At 68.3% G+C, this 24,937-nt stretch carries 28 protein-coding genes and 1 tRNA gene; 16 read left to right on the forward strand and 13 right to left on the reverse strand.

Going from position 1 to position 24,937, the window contains the following annotated elements; genetic code table 11:
- Positions 1-13 precede the first annotated feature (13 nt).
- Positions 14-457: a MarR family winged helix-turn-helix transcriptional regulator gene (locus GVV77_RS03585; RefSeq protein WP_159616439.1), complete on the reverse strand. Its 444-nt coding sequence runs from the start codon at positions 455-457 to the stop codon at positions 14-16.
- Positions 450-1,604, reverse strand: a complete 1,155-nt coding sequence (locus tag GVV77_RS03590) for a N(5)-(carboxyethyl)ornithine synthase (protein WP_159616441.1) — start codon at positions 1,602-1,604, stop codon at positions 450-452. The genes GVV77_RS03585 and GVV77_RS03590 overlap by 8 nt, the downstream gene beginning before the upstream one ends.
- Positions 1,605-1,928: 324 nt before the next feature.
- Between GVV77_RS03590 and GVV77_RS03595 the strand changes: the two genes are divergently transcribed.
- Positions 1,929-2,714, forward strand: coding sequence for a ZIP family metal transporter (locus GVV77_RS03595; protein ID WP_425483340.1), 786 nt, complete (start codon positions 1,929-1,931; stop codon positions 2,712-2,714).
- A gap of 48 nt (positions 2,715-2,762) precedes the next feature.
- Entirely contained in the window at positions 2,763-3,191 is a 429-nt protein-coding gene (locus GVV77_RS03600; RefSeq protein WP_159616445.1) for a RidA family protein, read from the forward strand.
- Positions 3,192-3,197: 6 nt separating this feature from the next.
- Here the strand turns inward: GVV77_RS03600 and GVV77_RS03605 are convergent, their stop codons facing one another.
- Positions 3,198-3,851, reverse strand: coding sequence for a hypothetical protein (locus tag GVV77_RS03605; protein ID WP_159616447.1), 654 nt, complete (start codon positions 3,849-3,851; stop codon positions 3,198-3,200).
- A 91-nt stretch (positions 3,852-3,942) separates the two neighbouring features.
- Between GVV77_RS03605 and GVV77_RS03610 the strand changes: the two genes are divergently transcribed.
- Entirely contained in the window at positions 3,943-4,890 is a 948-nt protein-coding gene (locus tag GVV77_RS03610) for a phosphotransferase (protein WP_159616449.1), read from the forward strand.
- Positions 4,891-4,910: 20 nt separating this feature from the next.
- On the opposite strand, the gene GVV77_RS03615 is transcribed toward GVV77_RS03610, so the two are convergent.
- Positions 4,911-5,450, reverse strand: coding sequence for a GNAT family N-acetyltransferase (locus GVV77_RS03615; protein ID WP_159616451.1), 540 nt, complete (start codon positions 5,448-5,450; stop codon positions 4,911-4,913).
- Between the two features lie 84 nt (positions 5,451-5,534).
- Positions 5,535-6,119: a DUF2231 domain-containing protein gene (locus GVV77_RS03620; protein WP_246199615.1), complete on the reverse strand. Its 585-nt coding sequence runs from the start codon at positions 6,117-6,119 to the stop codon at positions 5,535-5,537.
- Between the two features lie 53 nt (positions 6,120-6,172).
- On the opposite strand from GVV77_RS03620, the gene GVV77_RS03625 reads away from it, so the two are divergent.
- Positions 6,173-6,715 (forward strand): TetR/AcrR family transcriptional regulator, encoded by a 543-nt coding sequence (locus GVV77_RS03625; RefSeq protein ID WP_159616453.1) that lies wholly within the window; start codon positions 6,173-6,175, stop codon positions 6,713-6,715.
- A gap of 68 nt (positions 6,716-6,783) precedes the next feature.
- On the opposite strand, the gene GVV77_RS03630 is transcribed toward GVV77_RS03625, so the two are convergent.
- The 3 genes from GVV77_RS03630 to GVV77_RS03640 are packed head-to-tail and all read right to left on the reverse strand — an operon-like array spanning position 6,784 to position 8,021.
- Positions 6,784-7,374: a GNAT family N-acetyltransferase gene (locus tag GVV77_RS03630; protein WP_159616455.1), complete on the reverse strand. Its 591-nt coding sequence runs from the start codon at positions 7,372-7,374 to the stop codon at positions 6,784-6,786.
- A 51-nt stretch (positions 7,375-7,425) separates the two neighbouring features.
- Positions 7,426-7,605: a hypothetical protein gene (locus tag GVV77_RS03635; RefSeq protein WP_159616457.1), complete on the reverse strand. Its 180-nt coding sequence runs from the start codon at positions 7,603-7,605 to the stop codon at positions 7,426-7,428.
- Positions 7,602-8,021, reverse strand: a complete 420-nt coding sequence (locus GVV77_RS03640) for a hypothetical protein (protein ID WP_159616459.1) — start codon at positions 8,019-8,021, stop codon at positions 7,602-7,604. Before GVV77_RS03640 ends, GVV77_RS03635 begins: the two co-directional genes overlap by 4 nt.
- A gap of 484 nt (positions 8,022-8,505) precedes the next feature.
- Between GVV77_RS03640 and GVV77_RS03645 the strand changes: the two genes are divergently transcribed.
- A complete protein-coding gene (locus GVV77_RS03645; RefSeq protein ID WP_159616461.1) occupies positions 8,506-9,909 on the forward strand; it encodes an HNH endonuclease in 1,404 nt (467 codons plus the stop codon).
- Positions 9,910-10,020: 111 nt separating this feature from the next.
- Here the strand turns inward: GVV77_RS03645 and GVV77_RS03650 are convergent, their stop codons facing one another.
- Both GVV77_RS03650 and GVV77_RS03655 read right to left on the reverse strand, forming a co-directional pair.
- Positions 10,021-10,197 (reverse strand): hypothetical protein, encoded by a 177-nt coding sequence (locus GVV77_RS03650; RefSeq protein WP_210252837.1) that lies wholly within the window; start codon positions 10,195-10,197, stop codon positions 10,021-10,023.
- Positions 10,198-10,376: 179 nt separating this feature from the next.
- A tRNA-Leu gene (locus GVV77_RS03655) sits at positions 10,377-10,460 on the reverse strand.
- 228 nt (positions 10,461-10,688) lie between these two features.
- Between GVV77_RS03655 and GVV77_RS03660 the strand changes: the two genes are divergently transcribed.
- Positions 10,689-11,990 (forward strand): M20/M25/M40 family metallo-hydrolase, encoded by a 1,302-nt coding sequence (locus GVV77_RS03660; protein WP_159616465.1) that lies wholly within the window; start codon positions 10,689-10,691, stop codon positions 11,988-11,990.
- Positions 11,991-11,997: 7 nt separating this feature from the next.
- Positions 11,998-13,158, forward strand: a complete 1,161-nt coding sequence (locus tag GVV77_RS03665) for an acyl-CoA dehydrogenase family protein (protein WP_159616467.1) — start codon at positions 11,998-12,000, stop codon at positions 13,156-13,158.
- Here GVV77_RS03665 and GVV77_RS03670 read toward each other — a convergent pair.
- Entirely contained in the window at positions 13,155-13,388 is a 234-nt protein-coding gene (locus tag GVV77_RS03670) for a DUF5703 family protein (RefSeq protein ID WP_133402452.1), read from the reverse strand. The genes GVV77_RS03665 and GVV77_RS03670 overlap by 4 nt on opposite strands.
- A gap of 41 nt (positions 13,389-13,429) precedes the next feature.
- On the opposite strand from GVV77_RS03670, the gene GVV77_RS03675 reads away from it, so the two are divergent.
- The gene (locus GVV77_RS03675; protein WP_159616469.1) at positions 13,430-13,738 is read left to right on the forward strand and encodes a hypothetical protein; all 309 of its coding nucleotides are present in this window, start codon (positions 13,430-13,432) and stop codon (positions 13,736-13,738) included.
- Between the two features lie 174 nt (positions 13,739-13,912).
- On the opposite strand, the gene GVV77_RS03680 is transcribed toward GVV77_RS03675, so the two are convergent.
- Positions 13,913-14,848, reverse strand: coding sequence for an aldo/keto reductase (locus GVV77_RS03680; protein WP_159616471.1), 936 nt, complete (start codon positions 14,846-14,848; stop codon positions 13,913-13,915).
- Positions 14,849-14,898: 50 nt separating this feature from the next.
- Between GVV77_RS03680 and GVV77_RS03685 the strand changes: the two genes are divergently transcribed.
- Positions 14,899-15,723 (forward strand): undecaprenyl-diphosphate phosphatase, encoded by an 825-nt coding sequence (locus GVV77_RS03685; protein ID WP_159616473.1) that lies wholly within the window; start codon positions 14,899-14,901, stop codon positions 15,721-15,723.
- Positions 15,724-15,780: 57 nt separating this feature from the next.
- Positions 15,781-17,076 (forward strand): cysteine--1-D-myo-inosityl 2-amino-2-deoxy-alpha-D-glucopyranoside ligase, encoded by a 1,296-nt coding sequence (mshC, locus tag GVV77_RS03690; protein ID WP_159616475.1) that lies wholly within the window; start codon positions 15,781-15,783, stop codon positions 17,074-17,076.
- Between the two features lie 55 nt (positions 17,077-17,131).
- Here the strand turns inward: mshC and GVV77_RS03695 are convergent, their stop codons facing one another.
- On the reverse strand, positions 17,132-18,022 hold the full coding sequence (locus GVV77_RS03695; protein ID WP_246199616.1) for a PAC2 family protein: 891 nt from the start codon (positions 18,020-18,022) through the stop codon (positions 17,132-17,134).
- A 107-nt stretch (positions 18,023-18,129) separates the two neighbouring features.
- On the opposite strand from GVV77_RS03695, the gene GVV77_RS03700 reads away from it, so the two are divergent.
- The 6 genes from GVV77_RS03700 to GVV77_RS03725 all read left to right on the forward strand — a co-directional run bounded on the left by GVV77_RS03700 (position 18,130) and on the right by GVV77_RS03725 (position 24,931).
- Positions 18,130-18,873, forward strand: a complete 744-nt coding sequence (locus tag GVV77_RS03700) for an HAD family hydrolase (RefSeq protein WP_159616477.1) — start codon at positions 18,130-18,132, stop codon at positions 18,871-18,873.
- Positions 18,870-20,024, forward strand: a complete 1,155-nt coding sequence (locus GVV77_RS03705) for a site-2 protease family protein (RefSeq protein ID WP_159616479.1) — start codon at positions 18,870-18,872, stop codon at positions 20,022-20,024. The genes GVV77_RS03700 and GVV77_RS03705 overlap by 4 nt, the downstream gene beginning before the upstream one ends.
- 50 nt (positions 20,025-20,074) lie before the next feature.
- Complete coding sequence (locus GVV77_RS03710) at positions 20,075-21,181, forward strand: tRNA (adenine-N1)-methyltransferase (protein ID WP_159616481.1); 1,107 nt, start codon at positions 20,075-20,077, stop codon at positions 21,179-21,181.
- A gap of 106 nt (positions 21,182-21,287) precedes the next feature.
- On the forward strand, positions 21,288-23,051 hold the full coding sequence (arc, locus tag GVV77_RS03715; protein WP_159616483.1) for a proteasome ATPase: 1,764 nt from the start codon (positions 21,288-21,290) through the stop codon (positions 23,049-23,051).
- Positions 23,052-23,074: 23 nt separating this feature from the next.
- Positions 23,075-24,694, forward strand: coding sequence for a depupylase/deamidase Dop (gene dop / locus GVV77_RS03720; protein WP_246199617.1), 1,620 nt, complete (start codon positions 23,075-23,077; stop codon positions 24,692-24,694).
- A 33-nt stretch (positions 24,695-24,727) separates the two neighbouring features.
- Positions 24,728-24,931 (forward strand): ubiquitin-like protein Pup, encoded by a 204-nt coding sequence (locus GVV77_RS03725; protein ID WP_159616485.1) that lies wholly within the window; start codon positions 24,728-24,730, stop codon positions 24,929-24,931.
- Positions 24,932-24,937 lie beyond the last annotated feature (6 nt).

Raw genomic sequence — 24,937 nt, forward strand, 5'->3', positions numbered from 1 at the left:
CTTGGCGGCCGGCTCAGCCGGACTTCCCTGCCAGGCCCTCGGTGAGCCTGCCCAGAAGGCGCAGCAGGGTGGAGTAGTCCTCACCGGGCAGCAACTCGCCGACCCGCCGCCGCACGTCGGCGACGGGCACGCTGAGTGCCTCGTGCACGTGCCTGCCTGCCTCCGTCAGGCGTAGCAGGCCGGCGGTTTCCTCAACCAGGCCGCGCTCCGTCAGGTCGGCGACGACGCCCGCGACGACAGTCGGCGGATCGAAGGGGCTCAGCAGGTCCACCAGGCCGGCGCGGCTCTCCGGCCGCCGTGTCAGGGAGGCCAGCACCTGCCAGGACCGCCGGTCGCTTCCCTGGCCCTCAAGGGCACGTTCGAAGGCGCTGTCGAGCTGCCGGTCGGCCTCCTTGAGCCACCAGCCGATAGGCCTGTCCTGCTGACCCGGTGTGGGTTCCGGCCCCTGGTCAGCCACGTCCCGCGAGGACCTGGTGCGGATACTGCGCACCGCGGCCCTGGAAGTCGAGGATGGCCGGGTTCACTACCGCGCCATCCCGGATTTCGATGGCGCGCCTCAGCGTCTCGTTGGCATTCCAGGCCTCCGGCCCCTCCAGAACCGGGCCGAGGAACGGCAGCAGCGCCTCGCTGATCTCCCAGGTGGCCGAGTCCCACAGGTAGGACGGGGTGTGGTCGACGGCGTAGTAGCGGACGTGGTCCCCGACCTCGAATACCGGTTCGGCGAACGAGGTGGGCCGGGCCCAGCTGAAGCCCATGCCCCGGTCACAGGAGACATCGATGATGAGGCTGCCACTGGAGAACAGGGGAAGGTCGGCTTCCTTGAGGTACATCTGCGGCGCGTTGGGGTTCTGCAGGGTGCAGTTCACCACCAGGTCATGACGGGCCAGGTAGGGGGCCAGGGGCACGCGGCCTTCCTCAGTCAGGACTTCGCTCAGCTGCGGGTCCTCGGCGGTGGCTTCGATCTGGGCGATGCGTGCCGAGTGGATGGGTGACCCGACGGCCGCCACGCCGCGGCTTGTCAGGACCTGCACGTCGCTGACGCCGTGGGCGTTCAGGGCGGTGACGGCGCCCCGGGCGGTTGCACCGAAGCCGATGACGGCCGCGGTGAGCCTGCGGCCGTAGTCCCCGGTGAGGCCGGAGAGCTGCAGCGCATGAAGGACCGAGCAGTAGCCCGCCAGTTCGTTGTTCTTGTGGAAGACGTGGAGGGAGAACCCGCCGTCCTCCGTCCAGTGGTTCATCGCCTCGAAGGCAATCAGCGTGAGCCGCTTGTCGATGGCCAGCTGGGTGATCTCACGATCCTGGACGCAGTGGGGCCATCCCCAGAGCACCTGGCCGTCGGCCAGGGAGGCGAGGTCGGACGCCTGCGGTTTGGGGAGCAGGACGACGTCGGAGGAGGCGATGATCTCCTCGCGCCTCAGCAGGGGCCCGACCAGCGGCTCCAACTGCGCGTCGGAGAGGCCGAACTGGGCACCGTAGCCCTGCTCAACGCGCATCCGCCCGCGGATCGCGGCGTCGATGCGTTCGAAGTGGTGAGGGTGGAGAGGAAGCCGTCGTTCGTCCGGCTTGCTGGAGAGGGAGAGGACACCAAGGCGCAGTTCCGTCATGGTTCACGCCCTCCCGGGTCCGGCGGGGGCCGCCGTCGCCGTATCCCGTGTTCCCGGTGCGGACGCGGTCGAGGGCCTCGGTGGGACCGAATGTGGGCAGGTCTGGATCATCGTTGCTCCCTATGAGGAACCAGGGGGTTCCGTGCGTTGACACTACACCCAGCAGGGCGTGCCCCTGCACCCTTCCTCCGGGTAACCCGGGCGGAGTGCCTCCGATGCCTGCCGAACCAGCCGGCGCCGTCCGCCAACCCGGATCTTTCCCGGAAGTCAACAGGTGCGAGCCCTACCGCTTCTGCGGGCGGCTTTTATACTTTCGGTGTGGCAATGTCGCTCCTGTTCGGTGTCGTGGCATCGAGCGCCCTGGTGATTGGGGCGCTCATCGGGGTGCGCTTCAACCTTCCCAAGCGACTGCTGGCCATTCTCCTGTCCTTCGCCGCCGGTTCGCTGATCACGGCGCTGGCGTTCGAGCTGTTCGAGGACGCGTTTGAGCACGGCGGGATCTGGCGGGCCGCGATCGGGCTTGCCGCAGGGGCCATCGTCTTCACTGTCCTCAGTGCGCTGCTCGACCGGTGGGCCCAGGCCGGGACACACGACACCCCGGCCGACGAATATCAGGGCAGTGCCAAACTTGACACAGACTCCGCCGCCCAGGACCGTCCGTCCTCGAAGGCCTCGACGAAGGGGGCCGCGGGCCTGGCGCTGCTGGCGGCGGTGACCCTCGACGGCGTTCCCGAGAACGTCGCCCTGGGCGTCGCCCTGGGGGAAGGCACCGGGGGACTGGCCCTCCTTGCCGCCATCTTCGTCTCGAACTTTCCGGAGGCCCTCGTTGGCGCATCCTCGATGCGCGACCAGGGGAAGTCCTCGGCAGCGATCGTCGGCCTGTGGGTGGGGTGTGCCGCGCTGCTGGTGATTGCCGTCCTCATTGGGGCCGGACCGCTGTCGGGCAGCGGCCCCGAAACCATCTCCATCCCGCTTGCCTTTGCAGCCGGCGCGGTGATCGCTTCCCTGGCCGACACCCTGATGCCCGAGGCCTATGAGAACGGCGGGCCCGCCGTGGCGCTGAGCACCGCGGCAGGCTTCCTGCTGTCCTTCGTGCTCTCCCTCATGTGAGGTCGCGGGCGAGACCGGCCGTTCCGCAGGCACTTGTACTGTAGGGCGATGAGCGAAACGACCTTCCTGCGCAGCTCCATGCTTTATACGGGAGCGCAGTATGCGGCGGCAGCACGAGTGCCTATAGGGGAGCACCTGATCTTCACTGCCGGGGCGTGTCCACTGGATCCTGACGGATCGACGGCGGCCGTCGGCGACTACCGGGGGCAGGCGGCCAAGGTGATGGTCAACCTTCTACTCGCGCTCGCCGCCGGCGGCGCCGACTTCTCCCATCTCGTCAAGACCACCGTCTTCGTGGCATCGAGCGACCGTGAGGACCTGGCCGAGGTCTGGAACGTCGTTCGGGCAAGGATGGGGGACCGGGACGTGCCGGGTACGCTTCTCGGCGTCGCGGTGCTTGGATACCAGGACCAACTGGTGGAGGTCGAGGCCATCGCTGCGCTTCCTGTCCCGGATCCCTTGGCACCTGCCCCCTGACGGGCATCACTCCGGGGCGCCCGTTCCGCCGAAGCCCGTCCGGCGTTCCGGACACACCGGCCGAGAAAGTGCGGAATCCAGAGCGGACAGCACCCTCGGGTCGAGCCCACTGAGGAGGAGGGGCAGGTCGTGGGTCGCATAGGAAATGCCTCCCTGCCAGTCGGTTCTGACGACCGTATTCCCGTCCCACCAGAACGTGTTCCGCGGCTCTCCTTCGACTTCCAGTTGGACCTTCAGTGCCTCGTGCCGGCCGCACGGGGTGTCGATCGTCTCCGGCCCCCGCACGGCGAAGACGGCGTCGCGAGCCCTCCGGTCCCCGTCCTCAACGAACTGGCTGAACTCCAGCCGATCCTTCCCCGCCCGCAGCGCTTGCACCAGGAGCAGGTGTGCCGCGTAGCTCGGCACCGGGCGGGGGCCTGTCCCGCCCGCGTCGCCTGCCTGGACTCCGGTGATATCGATGTCGGAGCGGTGATCCACATAGCGGTATGAGGTCCAGCCGAGGACATCACCTTCATAGCGTGTCTCCTGGGTTAGGTGGACAAGCTGTCCATCCGGAAGCACAAACGCGACCGTGGTCCGGAGCGCGCCACCTCCGGTCTCACGCACCAACGCACCGGTCCGCCGTCCGTCGATGTAGAACGCCTCCGCTTCCAACTCCATTGGCACAACCTAGTCCCTTTCGGTGGGCTGGGGGCGATGCCACGCGTCGACATTGCTCACCGGCGGAGAACCGGCAGGCATAATGAGGCGCATGCAGCCACAGTGGACCCCCCGGATCGGCTGGAACGACCTGCCCGCGCACGTCCGGGCCGGCGTCGAAGGAGTCCTTGGGGAGCCTGTGGCCGGGTTCACCGGTCAGCAGGGAGGATTCTCGCCCGGCAGCGCGGACCGGGTGGTAACCCCCACCGGCCGGAGGGCGTTCGTCAAAGCTGTGGGGCCGGCCCTGAACGCCGCTTCACCGGGGATTCACCGGAAGGAAGCGGCTGTCGCCGCCGTCCTGCCCGGGACCCTGCCCACAGCGTCCCTAATCGGCACCTTCGACGACGGCGAATGGATCGCCCTCGTGCTCACCGACGTGGACGGACGCCACCCCCACCTGCCGTGGGAGCTCCGCGAGGTGGGGCTGGTCCTCGATGCCCTGCTGACGGTAGCCCGGACACCTGTCCTCCCGGCGCTGGGCCACCTTCCCGACCTGGCCTCGGACGTCGGCCCCGCGTTCGCCGGGTGGGAGCGCGTCCGGGCCGATCCGCCGCAGGACGCCGCCGGCTGGGTTCTGGAGAACCTCGATGTCCTCGAACGGGTGGCGGCGCGCGGAGTGGGGGACCTCCGGGGCGAGTGCCTCGTACATACCGATCTGAGGGCGGACAACATCCTGATCACCCCGGCCAACGCGGCGGTGCTGGTCGACTGGCCGTGGGCATGCGTCGGAGCCGCGTGGTTCGACGCGCTGAGTGTCCTAATCAACACCAGGGTCTTCGACCCGGCCTTTGAGGTGGAGCCGATCCTGTCAGGCCACCCGATCTTCGACGGGGTGGCACCCGAGAGCATCGACGGTGTCCTTTCGGGGTTCGGTGCCTACTTCACCGACGCCGCCCGCCAGCCGCCACCGGCCGGACTGCCCACGCTGCGGACCTTCCAGCGACAGCAGGGGGACGCCGTCCTCGGCTGGCTCCGCCAGAGGTTTGCCGCTCGCAGCTGAACCCGCCGGCAGCCTTTCTTTCAGTCGGGGAGGTCATTCCAGTCGAACGGGGTCACGGTGTTCGACTCCCAGTCCTGCCGGAGGATCGAGTACGCCACGGAGGCGAGCCTCTCACCATCGGCGGTTGGCCACCCCAGGCGGTAATGCGCCTCCTTCAGGAAGCCGGCACGCAGGAAGGTCCTGCGCATCGCGATGTTGTCCTCGCGCGTCTGGCCCTCGAAGCGGACGACGTCCGGCATTGAGGTGAACACGAGCGCGCACAACGCCCGCAGGGCCGCGGTCCCGCCACCCCGTCCCCGGTGGGAGTCGCCCAGGCGCAGGTCGAACATCGGAGTGTCATCGCGCAGGTCCTGGAGGACGGCCATGCCGATGCAGTGTCCGGCATCGTCAATCCAGTAACCCTGGGTTTCCTCGTTCCAGAAGCGGCCCGTCTCCACACCGGGAGGGAGGCCGCCGGGGGTGGGGGAGGCCAGGACGTGGAAGGGGAAGGTGTTGGAGGCGAGGAACTCCACCACGGCGTCGGCATCGCCGGAACCCATGGCCCTCAAGGTGATGTGCATGGACGGAGCCTATAGGCGGCACACGTCCGACCAGAGGAGGTGCGCGGCCCCGGCCGGGGTCCATCCACGCCCGGGACCCTGATGCTACGGGCGGGCCGCCCGTCCCCGGCCCATATGTCCGCCAAGGAAGCCGCCAATCACCAGGAGCGCTCCGCCAACCCGGCCCAGACCCACGCCGATGCCATGCCGGCCCCGTATGCGCGCATACCAGGAACCGAAAAAGACGAGGACGGCCATGCCGTTGGCTGCCGCGTGCACAATTCCCACGCGGCGAGTAGGCCGGTCGGCCATCGCCCACTCGGCCCAGCCGGTGATCCCCGCCGCCCCGGAGGAGGCGAGCCCGAGCGCCACGAGCCGGGTGGCTGCCTGCCGTGAGCCGGGATCGGGAAACAGGTCGAGGAACTGGGCCATGAACCATGCGCCGAATGGAAGGTCCTTGACGATGATGTGCAGGGGAATGCCCGAGGTGTCGCCGTGGAATAGCCGTCGTGCGCGCTCGCGGACGATGATGCGCTGGGCTGCGGGGGCCGCGGCGTCGACGTACCTGTCCAGGCCGTCTGCATGCTCAAGCGCCCCGAGAAGCCGCGAGTACACGCCGGAATTCGGCGCCTCCGGGTTGCCAGCGTTGGAGGAGTCCGGCTGGGGGAGATGCATCGCATCGGATGACATGGAAGCAGGTTACTACTTTCATAGTGGAAAATCACTATGTTTATAGTAGGTTCATGCAACCGATCCGTCTCCGCGCCCTCGACGCCGCCGTCGACCTCCTGGGTTCCTCCGGCCTGCGCGCGCTGTCGCATGCCCGGGTCGATGAGCGGGCGGGGCTGCCTCGGGGATCGACCTCCAACTACTTCCGGACCCGCCGGGCGCTGCTGGCGGGCGTGGTGGACCGCATCGTGGAGAGGGAACTCGATGCGTACGGCCCGCAGCTCGCTCCGGGCACCGCGCCCGAATTCGTCGACGGGCTCTGCCTCCTGTTCGAGCAGACAAGCGGCGCCAACCGGACCCTGACGGCGGCACGCCTGGCCCTGTTCATGGAGGCGGGGCACGATACCGCCATCCGGGACGCCGTCGTGCGGGGCAGGGCCGCCATGGAGTCAGCGCTACTGCCGGCCCTCGCAGGGCTGGGGGCGCGGGACCCACGCACCTCCGCCGCAGCGGTTATGGCCTGCTTCGAAGGTCTCCTGCTGCACCGCATCGCCCGGCACGACGAAGCCGATCCGCGTCCAGTGTTCAGCTTCGTGGTGGCCGCCGCCTTCGACTGACGGCGACGGTCAGGCGGACCTGAGGGCGTTGACGCTCGGGACGGCGGACAGCCTTCCGCCTGGAGGTGTCAGCTGGCGCGCTCCAGGCGGTGCCGGAGGCCGGAGGCGACCGCCGGCCATTCGGGAGCGGTGATCGAGAAGACAACGGTGTCCCGCAGGGTGCCGTCGGCCATCCGGCTGTGCGCCCGGAGCACACCGTCCTGGCGGGCCCCCAGCCGGGTGATGGCCTCCCGCGACTGGAGGTTGTGCCAGTGGGTGGTGAAAGTGACGGAGGCACAGCCCTCGGTTTCGAAGGCGTGGGTCAGCATCAGGAGCTTGCTTTCGGCGTTGGTCCCGGTCCGCTGGGTCGACAACCGGTTCCAGGTGTAGCCGATCTCCACGCGCGGCGTCGCCCTGTCGATGTCGCAGAAGGTCGTCATCCCCAGCACCGCGCCGGTCTGTGCGTCCAAGGTCGCAAAAGGAAGCATCTCTCCTTCCGCCTGACGTGCTAGCCGGCGGTCAATTTCCTCCGCCATGCCTTCGGGAGAGGGAATGCTCGTGTACCAAAGCTTCCACAGCTCACCGTCACGGACGGCATCCACCAGCCCCTGGTAGTGGCGGTGGGCGAGGGGTTCGAGGACAACCCGGGAACCGGTGAGCGTCAGGGGTGTGAAAGCCATGAAATCATCCAAGCACAGCCGACGTGCTGTCCGGTCCGCCCGGGGTGCGTCCTACAGCGGCTTCTTGGCCAGCTGCTTCACCCAGGAGGGCGTTTCCTTGCCCAGCTTCCGGTCAGTGGTCAGCCGCAGGCGTGCCGCACGGATCCGGACCCGCTGCTCGTCGCCCTGGGCGGGGTGATCGGCGGGCTGGCGGCGTCCAGCGTTCACATTGCGGCTTGTGGTTGCGCTCATTGCCCTGCCTCCTCCACGATCGGTTCCCCTGCTGCTCCATTGTCTCCCACGCCGTCAACCCCGTCCACTTCCGACGGGAGGAACCGGGCCCAGGCGACCTCGAGGATTGCGACCTCCTCGGGGCCGGCGAGGTCGCTGGCGGCGAGGCTGTCCAGGACGCCCAGCCCGATCTCCTGGCGCGGAGGGTCTTCGGACATGGCCGCATCAAGCGCCCATTCGGCCCGGGCCCACCACTGGGAACGCTGGTCCGCCTCCCGGCGGTCCCGCACGTTGCGCCACGCGATCACTCCGGTGATGACCGCCGTCAGGAGGATCGCCAATGGTCCGAACGAGCTGACCACCTCCCACCACGGCGTGCCGTTGGAGATGACGTCGACCCTGACCGGGTCGGGCGGAGTGGTGGCGGACGGCAGCATAGTCCCAGCTTAACCGGGCGCGGTGACGCCACCGTCGAGCGCCCAGCAGTACCCGCCGGAGGTGGTGAACGCCTACCGGACCGGTCATCGGCGTCTGGCACGCTTCGGCCCCGGGGGCTGGTTCTCCGGCGGGTTCTCAGCCCGGTTGTCAGCTGTCGCCCCTGCTTCCGCCTTGCTGTCCGGGCTGGCTTCCTGCCTTATTGTCCGGGACGGCTTCCTTGTTGATGGGCGGGCTGGCGTCCTGCCTTATTGTCCGGGCTGACTTTCCTGCTAATGGGCGGGCCGGCTTCCTGCCTTAATGTCCGGACTGGCTTTCCTGCTAATGGGCGGGCCGGCTTCCTGCCTTAGTGTCCGGACTGGCTTCCCTGTTGATGGGCGGGCCAGTGGTGCCGCCTTGAAGTCGGGCGGTTCGGCTGGTTTACGGGTGGTTTTCCTGCTGACTTTCCGACCGAAGAATGTCGGTGGGGGGTGACATTCTTGGGTTATGGAAAGGGCAGGCTCCCCCGATTCGGGGGTGGATCCCACAGCGCAGGACCCCGGGTGGCTTGAGGCGGCCGCGGAGATCCTCGGTGCCGGGTTCCTCACCGGCGGCGCCGCGGACACCGCCGGGCTCGATGAGGCGATCGGCGGGCTGCAGGCCATGGCGCGGCTGAAGAACTGGGCCGATGCCCAGACCGTGAGGTTCACCGAGCGGGTCCGGATCCTCACCGAAGAACACCTCCAGGAACGCGGCATGCGGGCCGGCTCCCTGGCCGATACCCTGGCCGCCTCGGAGGTGGCGTGCGCCCTGCGGATCCCCGAGCGCACCGCCGGGTCCCTGATCCAGCATGCCTTCGTGCTCACCGGACATCTCCCTGCGACCCTCGAGGCCCTGGAAACCGGGGCCATCTCCTGGCGGCACGCGCTCACCTTGGTCGATGAGTGCGCCGGGATCCCGGACTTCGCCCTGCCCTATTTCGAGCAGAAACTTCTCCCCGTCGCGCAGGATACGACGGCCGCGCGGCTGGCGTATCGGGCCCGCCGGCTGCGTGCGGAAATTCATCCGGAGGCCATCAGCAAGCGGACCCAGTCGGCGCAGACGCACCGCCGGGTGGAGTTCCACCCCGACGACGACGGGATGGCCTGGCTGAACGTGTACCTACCGGCGGAAAAGGCAGTGGCCATCGACGGGCGCCTGACCCGGCTCTTCCGGGCGCTGCAGTGCACCGAGGAAACCCGGACCCTCACCCAGCTGCGCACCGACGTGCTCACCGACCTGCTCACCCACACCTGCCCCGGCCCCGCAAACACCGCGTCCCTTCCCGCGGGCGCGGGCCGTGCAGATGCGGCCCGGGCGGGCGCGGGCAGCGCAGATGCGGGCGGTGCGGGTAGGGTTCCGGGCCGGCCGGTTGAGCCCCACGGGTGGAACGGGATCCAGGCCCAGGTGCACGTCACCGTCCCGGTGCTGACCTTGCTCGATGTCGATGACGCCCCCGGCGAACTCGAAGGCTACGGGCCCATCGCCCCGGACCTTGCCCGCCGGCTGGCCGCCCACGCCCCCTCCTTCACCCGGCTGCTGACCCACCCCGAAACCGGAGCGGTCCTCAGCGTCGGCCGGGACACCTACACGGTGCCGGCGGACCTGAAAAAGTGGCTGCGTGTCCGGGACCGCACCTGCCGGCACCCGGGCTGCAACCGCTCGGCCGCCTCAACCGAACTCGACCACACCATCCCGTGGTCCCGGGCCGGCACCACCGCCCACAACAACCTGGCCCACCTGTGCCGCAGACACCACATGCTCAAAAGCGAAGGGCTGTGGCACTACGAACAACCCGAGCCCGGAATCATCACCGCAACCTCCCCGGCCGGCCGCAAATACCAGACCCTGCCCGAACCCGTCCCCGGCTAACGGGAAGCGTTACGCCTCGTGCGCCAGACACTGATTGAGGGCAATCGAAATCAGATTGATGCGGGGTCGACCCGCCCCCCAGCTCCGACATCGGCTGAATCGAATCCACCATCACCGAGGACTGGCCGGCCATCGACTGAACAAGCCCATCATCACCTGGCCCATCATCACCTGGCCCACCATCAGCTGAAACAGGTTCACCTGCAGTTGAAACAGTTCCACCTTCAGGTGGAACACGTTCACCTTCAACCGGGGCAGGCCTCCCTTCGGGTGGGGCAGGCCTCCCATCGGTTGGACTGGACGGCCGTGGCGTTTTCACATCTTCCGGATGTTCGGCTGGGCTCGAAGTTGTTCGACTGGGAAGGGACGAGCGGCGCCCGGAAGATTGCTGCCACCCAAAGAACCAACCCAGAAAAACGGCAACAAAAAAGGCCCCGGTCAGATGTCTCTGACCGGAGCCTTCGCTGTGCGCGGAGGGGGACTTGAACCCCCACCCTCAATAAGAGGACTAGCACCTCAAGCTAGCGCGTCTGCCATTCCGCCACCCGCGCGGGTGGGCTTTTCCCGGTTGAAAACCTTCGAAAGCGGCGAAAAAAACTCTAACACGACATCGGCCCAGAAGTTGAATCGGGGGATCGGTGCGCCCGCTCGGTCCTGACTTTCCGGGGGTTTTGAGCACCGCAGACCGGCGACCCGGTGCAGCGGCTCGGCCCGGGTTGGCCCGGCACACCGGGCACCTCGGTAGGCTGGGACCAACCGCACCCGAGGAGGACCCAGCGATGGCGATCACGCCCGAAGACGAAGTTGTACGCATCTGCCAGGAGCTCATCCGGATCGACACCTCAAACTTCGGTGACAACGCCGGCCCGGGGGAGAGGGCGGCCGCCGAGTACACGGCGGGGCTGATCGAAGAGGTCGGACTGGCGACGGAAATCTTCGAGGCCGCCCCAGGGCGGGCGTCGGTCATCGCCCGCATGGAGGGGACTGATTCCTCCCTGTCGGCCCTGGTGGTTCACGGCCACCTCGACGTCGTGCCGGCCCAGAAGGAGGACTGGAGCGTCGACCCCTTCAGCGGAGAGGAACGCGACGGGCTCATCTGGGGCCGCGGAGCCGTCGACATGAAGGACATGGACGCGATGATCCTCTCGGTGCTGCGCCATCTGCAGCGCAGCGGCACCCGGCCGCGGCGGGACCTCATCTTCGGCTTCTTCGCCGATGAGGAAGCCGGCGGCAAGTACGGCGCGTCCTGGCTCGTTGACAACAAACCCGGAGTCTTCGACGGGGCCACCGAAGCGATCTCGGAGGTGGGCGGATTTTCCGCCACCATCGGCGGGCAGCGCACCTACCTCCTGCAGACAGCCGAGAAGGGCATCTCCTGGCTGCGCCTGCTCGCCCATGGGAGGGCCGGCCACGGCTCCCAGATCAACACCGACAACGCGGTGACCCGGCTGGCGCGGGCCGTCACCCGGATCGGGGAGTACCCCTGGCCGATCGAACTGACGCCCACCACCCGGCAGTTCCTCGACGGTGTCACCGAACTCACCGGAGTCGAATTCGATCCGGACAACCCCGAGCTGCTGCTGGCCGAGCTCGGCACTGTGGCGCGCTTCGTCGGGGCGACCCTGCAGAACACCGCGAACCCCACAATGCTCAAGAGCGGCTACAAGCACAACGTCATCCCGGGCACCGCAGAGGCCCTCATCGACGTGCGCACCCTTCCCGGGCAGCAGGAGAAGGTGCTGGACATCGTCCGCGAACTCGCCGGAGCCGGCGTCGAGGTCTCCTATGCGCACCAGGACGTGTCCCTCGAAGTGCCGTTTTCGGGCAACCTCGTTGATTCGATGATCGATGCCCTCCACGGCGAGGACCCCGGGGCGAAGGTTCTGCCCTACACGCTCTCGGGCGGCACCGACAACAAGTCGCTGAGCCGCCTGGGCATCACCGGGTATGGCTTCGCGCCCCTGCAGCTGCCGGACGAGCTGGACTTCACGGGCATGTTCCACGGCGTCGACGAGCGCGTGCCGGCCGACTCGCTGCGCTTCGGCACGCGGGTGCTCGCCCGCCTCCTGAGCACCTACTAGGGCGGCCGTGGAACCCGCCGACCTCCTGACCGACGCCCTCCTCCAACGTTTCCGGGAGCGCGCCCCACGGTACGACGCCGAGAACACCTTCTTCACGGAGGACCTGGCGGACCTCAAGGCAGCCGGGTACCTCCGGCTGTTCTGCGCCGTTGATGACGGCGGATCCGGCGCGGGAATGCGGCAGGCGGCCGCCGCCCAGCGTCGGCTGGCCGCCGCCGCTCCGGCGACGGCCCTTGGCATCAATATGCACCTGGTCTGGACGGCAATCGCCGTGCTCCTGAGGGACCGCGGGGACGACTCCCTCGGCTTCATCCTCTCCGAGGCCGCCGCGGGGGAGGTTTTCGCCTTCGGCATTTCTGAACCGGGCAACGACGCGGTCCTCTTCGACTCCACGACCGCCGCGGAGCCGGGCCCGGACGGTTCGCTCACCTTCACCGGCACCAAAATCTTCACGAGCCTCTCCCCGGCGTGGACGCGCCTCGGAGTGTTCGGAAAGGAAGCCGGAGCCGGTGCCGACGGAGAGGGTGAACTCGTCCACGCCTTCGTCCCGCGGGACACCCCGGGCGTCTCCATCATCGAGGACTGGAACCCTCTCGGCATGCGCGCCACCCAGTCGAACACCACGCGGCTGGAGGGGGTGCGGGTGCCTTCCTCCGCCGTTTTCCGACGGCTCCCGGTGGGACCGAATGCCGACCCGTTCGTCTTCGCGGTCTTTGCCGCCTTCGAGACCCTGATCTCCGCCGTCTACGCCGGCATCGCCGACCGGGCCCTCGAGCTGTCCGTGGAGGCCGCGCGCCGGCGCACCTCCCGGGTACGGGGCATCAGCGCGGCGCAGGACCCGGTGATGCGCCACCGCATCGCCGCCGGGGCGATGCGGGTGGACGCGCTGGACGCGCAGCTCAGGGCCGTGACGGCGGATCTTGATGCGGGGACCGACCATGGCCCGTTCTGGTTCGCGAAGCTCGTCGGGCTGAAGACAACGGCCGTCGACACCGCGCGCCGCCTTACCGAGACGGGGCTGCAGGTCTCCGGTGGGTCGGGATATGCGGCAACGAGCGAGATCGCCCGGCTGCACCGGGACGCCCTCGCCGGGCAGTTCCATCCTTCGAATGAGGATTCGGCCCACAACACGGTGGCCACGGCGTGGCTGGGCCCGCTGGAGAACTAGGCGGTGCGCTCCACCCGCAGCACTTTTCGGCGCAGCCAGTAACGTCGGCTGCCGCCGAGGTAGATGCAGCTGCGCTCAAGTTCCCACTTGCCGTACTCGGCGTGTTCGGTGAGGACCTTCCGTGCCGCGCCCACCGGTTCGCCGGCGTTGACGGTGAGTACGAGGTACTCGTATTGGCGGCCGAAATCCCGTTTGCGGACGGCGGTTGAGTTCAGAAATTGCTCTCTCATATTCCTCCAATTTCGACCACTTTACCGATAACGTCTAACTCATGAGCATAGATCCGCGTGTCGCGCTCCAGGCCCTTGTCACCGCTCTTGAAGAGCACCTTGCGGCATCCGCTTCGCGCAGGATGGACGATGATCCCGCGGTCGAGGCCGCCTATCTCGCCATCGCGGATGCCTTCGAGGCCTATGAGGAAGCCCTCTACGACGCCCACGGCGAGGTGACCCCGCTGGAGATCTACGAGGAGTCCGACGAGGACGCCGAGCTTGAGGACGACGACCTCGACGAGGTCGATGATGACACCGACGCCGACGTCGATGTCGAGACGGACGACGTCAACGCCACCCGGGACTGACCGCCCTGTCACTGACCTAACTGTCACTGATATACCCGGGGCCGGCACAGCCGGGACCATCCACCAGCGCGGCCGGTGGCGCCCGCAGGAGGCGCCGCCGGATCAGCCGGAGCGGGTGGTCGAAGCAACCGCCGGAACGGGCGGTCGGAACGGGCGGTCGGAGCAGGCGGTCCTTTAGACCAGCGGCGCCGAGACCTCATCGAGGGCCTCGGCGATCTGGCCGGCGATCGGTTCGGCCGTTGTCCCCAGCAGCTCCTTGAGCTGCTGCGGCGTCCTGGCACCCACGACGGCGGCGGCAACCGCCGGGCGGCCGAGCAGCCACCGCAGGGCGAGGTCGTGCGGCTGCAGGTCGAGGCCCCGAGCGGCTGTGCAGAGCGCATCCACGACCCGAAGCGGCCGTCCCTCGAGGTAGCTGTCGACGTACGGCGCCCACACGTCGGAGGCCCGGCGGGAATCGGCGGGGGTGGAGACCCTGTACTTGCCGGTCAACACCCCGCGGCCCAGCGGAGCCCAGGCCAGCACTCCGGCGCCCATGGCGGCCGCGGCGGGCACGGCGCCACGTTCGGCCCCCCGGTTGAGCAGGGAGTATTCGATTTCGTTGGCGATCAGCGGAATCGCTGCCGTGGCCGCGGCGCGCGCGAACTCCCAGCCGGCATGGTTGGACACGCCGACGTACCGGGCCCGGCCAGAGGAGTAGGCCACCTCGAGCGCACTGAGGGTTTCAGCGAGGGGAACCAGCGGGTCCGGCGCGGGCGCGAGCCACAGGTCCACGTGGTCGGTGCCGAGGCGGGACAGCGACGCATCGAGCGAATCGAGGAGTCCCCGGCGGGAGACATCGGCGCGGTGCGTCCCCGCGCGCACGGCGCCGCCCTGCACCGCCAGCACCAGTTCGGAGCGCGCCACGGTGTCACCGAAAAAGCTGCCAAGCATCGCCTCGGCGCGCCCTGCCCCGTAGCCTCCGGCGGTTTCCACGAGGGTGCCGCCGGCGTCGGCGAAGATGCGCAGCTGCTCGCGCGCCGCCTCGTCGTCGACATCCTGCCCCCAGGACATGGTGCCGAGCCCCAATACCGACACGGCAAGGCCGCTCGTCCCCACGTTTCGCCGTTGCATAGGCCCAGCCTAAAGCCTCGGGGTCGAATGGTGCCTTAGGGTCTTAACATGTGAATTGGTTCGAAGCGGCCATCCTGGGCCTTGTTCAGGGACTAACGGAGTTCCTTCCCATCTCCTCGAGCGCCCACCTGCGCATCGTCGGCGAACTCCTTCCCAACGCCCAGGACCCGGGGGCGGCCTTCACCGCCATCACCCAACTCGGCACCGAAACGGCTGTCGTTGTCTTCTTCTGGGGCGATATTGTCCGGATCGTCCGCGCCTGGTTCGGTTCGCTCCGTGGCCGGGTCAGCCGACAGGACCCCGATGCCCGGATGGGATGGCTCGTCATTGTGGGAAGCGTGCCCATCGCGGTCCTGGGGCTGCTGTTCCAGGACCAGATCGAAAGCACGCTGCGCAGCATGTGGCTTGTCGCGACCATGCTGGTGGTCTTCGGCGTGTTCCTGGCGGTGGCCGACGCAGTCGGAAAGCACACCCGCAACCTGGACCAGCTGACCGTCCGCCACGGGGTGCTGTTTGGCTTCGCGCAGGCGCTGGCACTCATTCCCGGCGTGTCCCGCTCCGGCGGCACCATCACGGCCGGCCTGCTGATGGGTTACTCCCGCGAAGCCGCCGCTCAGTATTCCTTCCTGCTGGCGATTCCGGCAGTCTTCGGCAGCGGCCTGTACCAGCTCGGCAGCAGCCTGGGGGACTGGGGTCCCTACGACGCCGGGGAGACGGCCCTGGCGACCGTCATCGCGTTCCTAGTCGGGTTCGCGATCATCGGCTGGTTCCTGAAATACGTCTCGACCCGCACCTACGGCGTCTTCGTCTGGTACCGCATCCTGCTGGGCATGCTCCTGTTCATCCTGCTCGGCTTCAATGTGATCAGCGCCTAACCCTCCGCCGCACGGATACGGCCGGAATGGCTCCGCCAAGACCGTATGGTAGAAGGTGTGATTGCGTGGAACTCCAGCCCTGTCCCAACCCTTCCCGGCCGGCAGTCCGGCGTCGAACTGTACGACACGGCGGAGGGCCGCGTCGTCGAGCTCACCCCTGAGGAGAATCCGAGCCTGTACGTCTGCGGCATCACCCCGTATGACGCGACCCACCTCGGGCACGCCTCGACCTATGTCGCCTTCGACCTGCTGAACCGGGTCTGGCGCGACACCGGTGCGCGCGTGAACTACGTCCAGAACGTCACCGACGTCGACGATCCTCTTCTGGAGCGGGCCACCGCCACCGGCGTTGACTGGCAGCAGCTTGCCGCGAACCAGATCCAGCTCTTCCGCACCGATATGGAGGCGCTGAACGTCCTCGCCCCCGATCACTACGTCGGCGCCGTCGAGGCGATCGAATGGATCGTGCCCGTGATTGAGGCCCTGCTGGAGGATGGCCTGGCCTACCGCGTGCCGGGCTCCGACGGGGCCCCGGACGGGGATGTGTACTTCTCGGTCGAAGCTGCCTCCGCCCTCAATCCGAAGGACCCGTCCCGCTGGGCCCTTGGCCTGATGTCGCACCTTCCCGAAGACGAGATGACCGAACTCTTCGCCGAGCGCGGGGGAGACCCCGAACGCCCAGGGAAGAAACACCCGCTCGACCCCCTGCTGTGGCGGGTCGCCCGCGAAGGTGAGCCGCACTGGGAGGGTGGATCCCTCGGCGAAGGACGCCCCGGCTGGCACATCGAGTGTTCGGTCATCGCCCAGCGGTTCCTGCCCGCGCCGCTCACCGTGCAGGGCGGCGGCAGCGACCTGATCTTTCCCCACCACGAGATGAGTGCCGGGCACGGGTGGGCCGGAAGCGGCACGCCCCTGGCCCGGCATTACGCCCACGCCGGGATGGTCGGCCTCGAAGGCGAGAAGATGAGCAAATCCAAGGGCAACCTCGTGCTCGTCTCTGCCCTCCGCAGGGAGGGGGTGGACCCGGCGGCGATCCGGCTTGCGATTCTCAACCACCACTACCGCAGCGACTGGTCCTGGACCGCCGGGGTGCTTGCCCGGGCCACGGCGCAGCTCGCGTCCTGGCGGGCGGCCCTGCCGCAGGCGGATGAGGAGTCGGCCTCCGCCCTGACCGCCGAGATCCGGGCGGCCCTGGCCCGCGACCTCGACGCCCCCGCCGCGGTTGCCGCCGTGGACCGCTGGGCCGAGAAGGCCCGGACCTCCGCCGAAGGCACCCCCGCCAGTGAAAGCATCTCCGCCGGCGCCGCGCAGGTGACGGCCGCGCTGGACGCGCTGCTCGGCATCCGACTCTGAGGGAGGCCGGCACGGGACCCCTTCCGGACGCCTGGCAGAGGCGGGCCCCGCCCGGCTACTGCTCGCGCCGGCGCTTCTTGAGGTATCGCTCGAACTCGCGGGCGATCGACTCGCCGCTTGCCTCGGGCAGGTCCACGGTGTCCTTGGCTTCCTCAAGCTGGCGCACATAGGCGGCCACCTCGGGGTCTTCGGTGGCCAGCTCGTCCACTCCGCGCTCCCACGCCTCGGATTCCTCGCTGAGCAGGTGCGTCTCAAGGCTCACCTGCAGCAGCTCCTCCAGCCGGTTCAGCAGGGCCAGCTGCGCCTTCGGCGAGGGGGACTGCCCCACATAATGGGGCACGGCCGCCCACAGGGACAGAGTGGGGATGTCCGCAAGGAGTCCCACCTCCGCAAGCACGCCGACAATCCCGATCGGTCCCTCATAGGTCGAGGGCTCCACGTCGAGGCTCTCGCGCACCAGGTCATCGTCGGAGGTCACGGTCACCGGGATGGGCCGCGAGTGAGGCACGTCGGCCAGCAGCGCCCCGACCAGGACCATGCAGTCCACCTTGAGCTCCTTCGCCAAGGCGACGAGCTCGGCGGTGTAGGCCCGCCACTTATAGGACGGCTCGACCCCGTGCACGAGGATCAGGTCGATGTTCGAGTTCGGAACCGAGGCCCGGCTGATCTTCGTCGTCGGCCACTTGATCCGCCGCTGGCCCGCGGCGTTGCGCTTGATCAGAGGGCGGGTGAACTGGAAGTCGTAGAACTCATCGGCGTCGATCGTTGAGATCTTCTCGCTGCCGAGATACCTGCCAACGAACCGGAGCGCGTCACTGGCCGCCTCGCCGGCGTCGTTCCAGCCCTCGAAGGCGGCGAGCATGATGGTGACCCGCCGGTCCGGATCCGAGGCATCCTGGAAGAGGTCGCGGACGCCGCGTGGCTGGCTCTCGTCGAAGGTGTTCACTTCTTCACCCTAAACCTCCCCCCGCGAACCTGTCAGTCACCGCGGATGGCGCTTCGCGCACAGCGGAGGCGGGCGGACGCCGGGGCGGGCCACCGTAGACTTGGACCATGGCAACCCGCGCTCTCCAGACTCCGTCCACCTCAAACCCGGCCGGGGCCGTCTCGCCGGGCGATGGAGTCCAGGCCGTCCTGTGGGACATGGACGGCACGATCGTCGATACCGAGCCCTACTGGATTGAAGCCGAAACCCAGCTGGTGAAGGATCACGGCGGAACCTGGTCCGACGGCCAGGCAAGCGCCCTGGTCGGCCAGGCGCTGTCCTTCTCGGCCCGCCTCCTCCAGGAGGCCGGGGTCGGGCTGACCGAGCGGGAAATCATCGACCATCTCATCTCCCGGGTCGTCGAGAAGGTCCGGGTTGAGGTTCCCTGGCGACCCGGCGCCCGTGAGCTCCTCGAAGAGCTCCGTTCCAACGGCATCCCGTGCGCCCTGGTGACCATGTCCGAACGCCTTCTCGCCACGGAGATCGCCGCCAAACTTCCCGAGGGGACCTTCGAGTTCCTTGTCACCGGGGACATGGTCGAGCGTGGAAAGCCCGACCCCGAGGCCTACCACACCGCCTTCGACCGGCTGGCCCAGGACCGCCCCGGCCTCTCCCCGGCCCGGGTGATCGCCGTCGAGGACTCCCTCCCCGGAGTCACCTCGGCGCTTGCCGCCGGCGTGGTGACCCTCGCCGTCCCCCATTTCGTGCCGCTGCCCAAGGATCCCGCCCGCACCGACTGGACCACCCTCGAAGGCAGGACTCTTGAGGACCTGAACGGCGTGGTGCGCGACACGGCCGCCCGCGGACGATGAGCGGACCGGCCGCCGGGCCGAGGGAGCGCCGCCTGGGGGTCTCACTGGGCCGGATTGCGGGCATCCCGGTTATCCTGACCTGGCCCTGGTTCCTGGTCACGGTCATCATCACGGTGTTTTTCGGGCCGAGGGTCGAGGCGAACTTCCCCGGCATCGGCCTCGGCGCCTACGTCGTCGCGCTTGGCTATGCCCTGCTCCTTGCCCTGTCAGTGCTGATCCACGAATTCGCCCACGCGCTCTCGGCGCGGGCCTTCGGCTGGCCCACCCGGCAGATCGTCCTCAACCTGTGGGGCGGTCACACCCAGTTCGAGCACTTCAGCTCCTCCCCGGGCCGCTCACTGGCCGTCGCACTGGCCGGGCCGGCCTCGAACTTCCTCCTGGCCCTGGTGAGCTGGGGCATCATCCTTGCCTCCGAGCAGGGCACCGTGGTGGATCTGCTGGCCAACACCCTCTTCTGGGCGAACCTGATCCTCGCCGTCTTCAACGTCCTGCCCGGGCTGCCCCTTGACGGCGGCCGGATCGTGGAGTCCGCCGTCTGGAAGGCCACCGGGAGCCAGGATCGGGGCACCATCGCCGCCGGCTGGGCCGGACGGGTCATCGTGCTGCTGTTCGTCGGTCTGGTGCTCGGTCTTCCGCTGCTCTCCGGCCGCGCACCCCAGTTCACCCTCGTCATCATCAGCGTCCTCGTCGCCACCTTCATGTGGGCCGGGGCCGGCGAGGCCATCCGGACGGCCCGCATCCGGCTCCGGATCCCCGGTCTTACCGCGGGCATGCTCAAGCAGCCCGCCATCGGCCTCCCGTCCGCGAGCACCGTGAGCGAGCTCCGCCGGCTGGCCGCCGGCCGGCCCGATCTGGCCGCGGTGCTCCTGGATGCCGAGGGACGGCCGGAGTTCGTCGTCGACTTCGGCGCCCTGGCCGATGTTCCCGAGGAGGCGGCCGGCACCACCCGGGCCAGCACCTCAGTCCGTCCCCTCGCCTCAAGGGCGGGCATCGACGAGTCCGCCTCGGGGCAGGAGCTCCTGAAGCTCCTTGATTCCTCGGACGGTTTCGAATTCCCCGTCACCAATGCACAGGGCGCCGTGACCGGGGTCCTCCACCGGCTGGCCGTCATCGACGCCCTCACCGGCAAACGCACGCCCGGCTCCGCCTGACCCCGACCCCGACCCCGACCCCGCCTGACGCTAACCAAAGGACTTCCTGAATGAACAACCCCGCCTCCAGCCCTGCCGAAAACCCGCCGCACGGCGCAGCGAGCCGACGGGGCCCCTTCCGGCCGGGCGAAAGGGTGCAGCTGACCGATGAGAAGGGCCGGATGAACACCGTCACCCTCACCCCCGGCGGGGCGTTCCACACGCACAAGGGGTTCCTGCTGCACGACACCATCATCGGTCAGCCCGAGGGCACCGTCCTCCCCAACACCACCGGCCAGCTGTACCAGACGCTCCGGCCGCTGCTTTCGGACTTCGTGCTCTCGATGCCCCGCGGGGCGGCGGTGGTGTACCCCAAGGATGCCGCACAGATCGTCACCATGGGCGACATCTTCCCGGGTGCCCGCGTGGTCGAGGCCGGCGTCGGCTCCGGCGCGCTGTCCATCTCGCTGCTGCGTGCTGTCGGGGACGCAGGGTACCTCCACTCCTTCGAGCGCCGGCCGGAGTTCGCCGAAATCGCCAAGGGCAACGTTGAGACAATTTTCGGTGGACCGCACCCCGCCTGGCGCGTCACGCTGGGCGACTTCCAGGAGCAGGTACTCGTCGAGGAGGAGCCCGGCAGCGTCGACCGCGTGGTGCTCGACATGCTGGCGCCCTGGGAATGCCTCGACGCGGTCGCCACCGTCCTGGCCCCCGGCGGTGTCTGGATCAACTACGTCGCGACGGTCACCCAGCTCTCCCGCACCGCGGAGGCCATCCGCGCCGACGGGCGGTTCACGGAGCCGGAGGCCTGGGAGTCGATGGTGCGCGGCTGGCACCTTGAGGGCCTCGCGGTGCGCCCCGACCACCGTATGGTGGCGCACACCGGGTTCCTGCTCACCGCCCGGCGCCTGGCCGACGGTGCCACGGGCCTGGTGCAGAAGCGGCGGCCGTCCAAGACCGATTTCAGCGACGAGGACCTTAACGCATGGACCCCGCAGGCGGTAGGGGAGCGGGAGGTTTCCGACAAGAGGCTGCGCCGGGTCGCCCGGGACGCCTCCTCCACCATCCAGCGCGGGGCGCTCCCTCCGGAGGAGGCCCAGGCCCGCCGCGACGCCGAAAAGGAAGCAGAAAAGGACACGGAAAAGGAGACTGGAACGGGCGCCGGGTCCGGCCTATAGGGGGTTCGTGCGCCCGCCACAATTAGGCAACGATGCGGGCATTTGCCGCCGGTCCTGCGCTATGGTCGAACTATAGTTCAATGCCGAGTGAAGGTGGCGACACGATATGTCGGACTCTGAAGACTACGCTCCCCAACCCGACCGGACCGGCCAGCACCACTCCGCCGCGGCGGCGGAGAACTCCGTAGTCCAGCGGCAGCTCAACGTGCTGCGCGACAAGCTCCGGTATATCGACAGGCAGCTGGCGACGGCCACGCAGAACAATGCCCGCCTGGTGGGAGCCCTTGAGGCGGCGCGGACCGAGATCGTGAGGCTGAAGGCCGCCCTGGAAAAGGAGGGCGCGGCACCCTTCAGCTTTGCCACGGTGATCCAGGTGAACGTCCAGCAGCCCGCCGAACCGGGAACCACCACCCAGGCCACGGTGCAGGACACGGCGGACATTCTGCAGTCCGGCCGGAAGCTGCGGGTGACGGTGAGCCCGCTGATCAACGTCCGCCAGCTCTCCCCGGGCCAGGAGGTGCTCCTCAACGAGTCACTGACCATCGTGGCCGCCCTCGGCTACGAGCGGGCCGGGGAGATCGTGACGGTGAAGGAACTGCTCGGCAAGGACCGCGCGCTCGTCGTGGGCCGTACCGACGACGAGCGGGTCATTCGGCTCAGCGGGCCGCTGCAGTCCCAGCGCATCCGGGTCGGCGACGCCCTGGCCGTCGACACGAAGTCAGGGTACGGGCTGGAGAAGGTGGCCCGCAGCGAGGTGGAGAACCTCGTGCTCGAAGAGGTCCCGGACATCGGCTACGAGGACATCGGCGGGCTGGGGCCGCAGATCGAGCAGATCCGCGACGCCGTCGAACTGCCCTTCCTCCACCCCGACCTCTACCGCGAACACGGACTGAAGCCGCCCAAGGGAATCCTGCTGTACGGGCCTCCCGGCTGCGGCAAGACCTTGATCGCCAAGGCGGTGGCCAGTTCACTTGCCGCCCGTGCCGCCGAACGTGCCGGCACGGAGCAGGTCCGCAGCTACTTCCTCAACATCAAGGGCCCCGAGCTGCTCGACAAGTATGTGGGTGAGACCGAGCGTCATATCCGGCTGATCTTCGCCCGTGCGCGCGAAAAGGCCTCCGACGGCAGCCCCGTGGTGGTGTTCTTCGATGAGATGGACTCCCTGTTCCGCACCCGCGGAACCGGGGTGTCCTCCGACGTCGAGACCACCATCGTCCCGCAGCTGCTCAGCGAGATCGACGGGGTGGAAAAGCTTGAGAACGTCATCGTGATCGGCGCCTCGAACCGCGAGGACATGATCGATCCGGCGATCCTGAGGCCGGGCCGGCTCGATGTGAAGATCAAGATCCACCGCCCCGACGCCGAGGGGGCGGCGGAGATCTTCGGGAAGTACATCACCGAGGACCTGCCGCTGCACGCCGACGACCTGGCCGAATACGGCGGGAACGTGGCCGTCACCGTGCAGGAGATGATCCGGCGCACCGTCGAGAAGATGTACTCGACCGAGAAGTCGAACGAATACCTCGAGGTGACCTACGCCAACGGCGACACCGAGATGCTGTACTTCAAGGATTTCAACTCCGGGGCGGTCATCCAGAACGTCGTCGACCGGGCCAAGAAGTACGCGATCAAGGACCTGCTGCTCGAGGGAAGCAAGGGCCTGCGCATTGAGCACTTCATGCGTGCGGTCGTCGACGAGTTCCGCGAGCACGAAGACATGCCCAACACCACCAACCCCGACGACTGGGCGAGGATCTCGGGTAAGAAAGGGGAGCGGATCACCTACATCCGCACCATCGTCCAGGGCAAAGCCGGGCAGGAACCGGGTAAGGCCATCGAGACGGCGGCAAACACCGGCCAGTATCTATGATCCCAACCGGAGGAGTGGACCGGATGGCCCCGGTCGGGCCGGACTCCACGGAAGAGGTGTCGGTGCACCGGGTCATGGGTACGGAAACCGAATACGGAATCATCGCCCCGGGACTGCCCGCGGCAAACCCCACAATGCTCTCCTCCCAGGTGGTCAACGCCTACGCCGCGACGCTGCGCGAGGGGCTCGGCAACCTGGCCGGCACGCGGTGGGACTACACCGACGAAGCACCCCTGACCGATGCTCGGGGCTGGCTCGTTGACCGGGGCTCGGCCCATCCCTCGCAGCTGACGGACGAGCCGCCCGTGCTCACGGCCGAGCAGGTGGCGCTGGCCGGGGGCGCCGACCCGCAGGACACAGCGGTGCTGATGAACCTGGTGCTCAACAACGGCGCCCGCCTGTACGTGGACCATGCGCACCCCGAATACTCGAGCCCGGAGGTGACCAACCCCCTCGACGCCGTCCTGTGGGACCGGGCAGGGGACCGGGTGGCGCTGGCGGCCATGGAGCGCATCGCCGGCACCCCGGGCTTCTCACCCGTGCACCTCTACAAGAACAACACCGACAACAAGGGCGTCTCCTACGGGTCGCACGAGAACTACCTCGTGCCCCGCAGCGTGCCTTTTGGGAACCTGGCCGCCGCGTTGATCCCGTTCTTTGTCTCCCGGCAGGTGCTGTGCGGGGCGGGCAGGGTCGGCATCGGCGCCACCCACCAGCGGCCCGGCTTCCAGGTGAGCCAGCGGGCCGACTTCTTCGAGAACGAAATCGGGCTGGAAACCACGGTGCGCCGGCCCATCATCAACACCCGCGACGAACCCCATGCGGTGGCGGAAAAGTACCGGAGGCTCCATGTCATCATCGGCGACGCGAACCTTAACGAGGTGTCGAACTACCTGAAGCTGGGCACCACCTCCCTGGTGCTCTCCCTCATCGAACGGGACCTGTGCCCGGTGCCCGAACTCGCCGAGCCCGTCCACGCTCTCCAGGACATCAGCCACGACCCGTCGCTGCAGACCACCGTGCGGCTCGCCGACGGCCGGCAGGTCACGGCGCTGGATCTCCAGGAGATGTACCACGACGCCGCCGCTACGGCCTGCGCCGGTGGCGCCGACGCACAGACCCGGGACGTGCTGGACCGGTGGGGGGCGCTGATCGGGGTGCTCCGGCGCGACCCGATGGACGCCGCGGCCTCCGTCGACTGGGTCGCGAAGCTCAAGATCCTGCAGGCCTACCGCGACCGCGACGCGGTCGGCTGGGACAACCACCGGCTCGCCCTGGTCGACCTCCAGTACGCTGACCTGCGGCCCAACAAGGGGATCTACCACCGGCTGGCCCAGCGCGGGCAGGTCGAACTGCTGGTCACCCCGGCCCAGGTGGAGCGTGCGGTCGCCGAGCCGCCGCGGGACACGCGCGCCTTCTTCCGGGGCAAGTGCATCGCCAACTTCCCCGCAGAGGTGGTGGGGGCCAGCTGGGACTCGATCATCTTCGAAATTCCCTCCCAGAACCGGCTCCAACGGGTGCAGACACGGGAGCCGCTGCGTGGTACCGCGCAGCTCACCGAGAGGCTTTTTCAGGAATCTGCCACCGCCGAAGACTTCCTCACCCGATTGTTGAGCGGGCCGGAACAGCGCGTGGCACCATAGAAGCAGCAGAACCGAAACTGAAGGGTGCTCATCATGGCAACACAGGATCACAAGGCCGCAGGCACACGCACCGAGGAGCAGGAAGAGACCCCGGCGGAGCCTCCCGCCGCTCCCGCCTCCGCCTCGGACACGGCGGAAACCCAGGGCGTCGACGACCTGCTTGACGAAATTGACGGGGTGCTTGAATCCAACGCCGAAGAGTTCGTCAGGGGCTTCGTCCAGAAGGGTGGGCAGTAAAGGCAA

The organism is Arthrobacter zhaoguopingii (assembly GCF_009828605.1).
GTDB lineage: Bacteria > Actinomycetota > Actinomycetes > Actinomycetales > Micrococcaceae > Arthrobacter_D > Arthrobacter_D zhaoguopingii.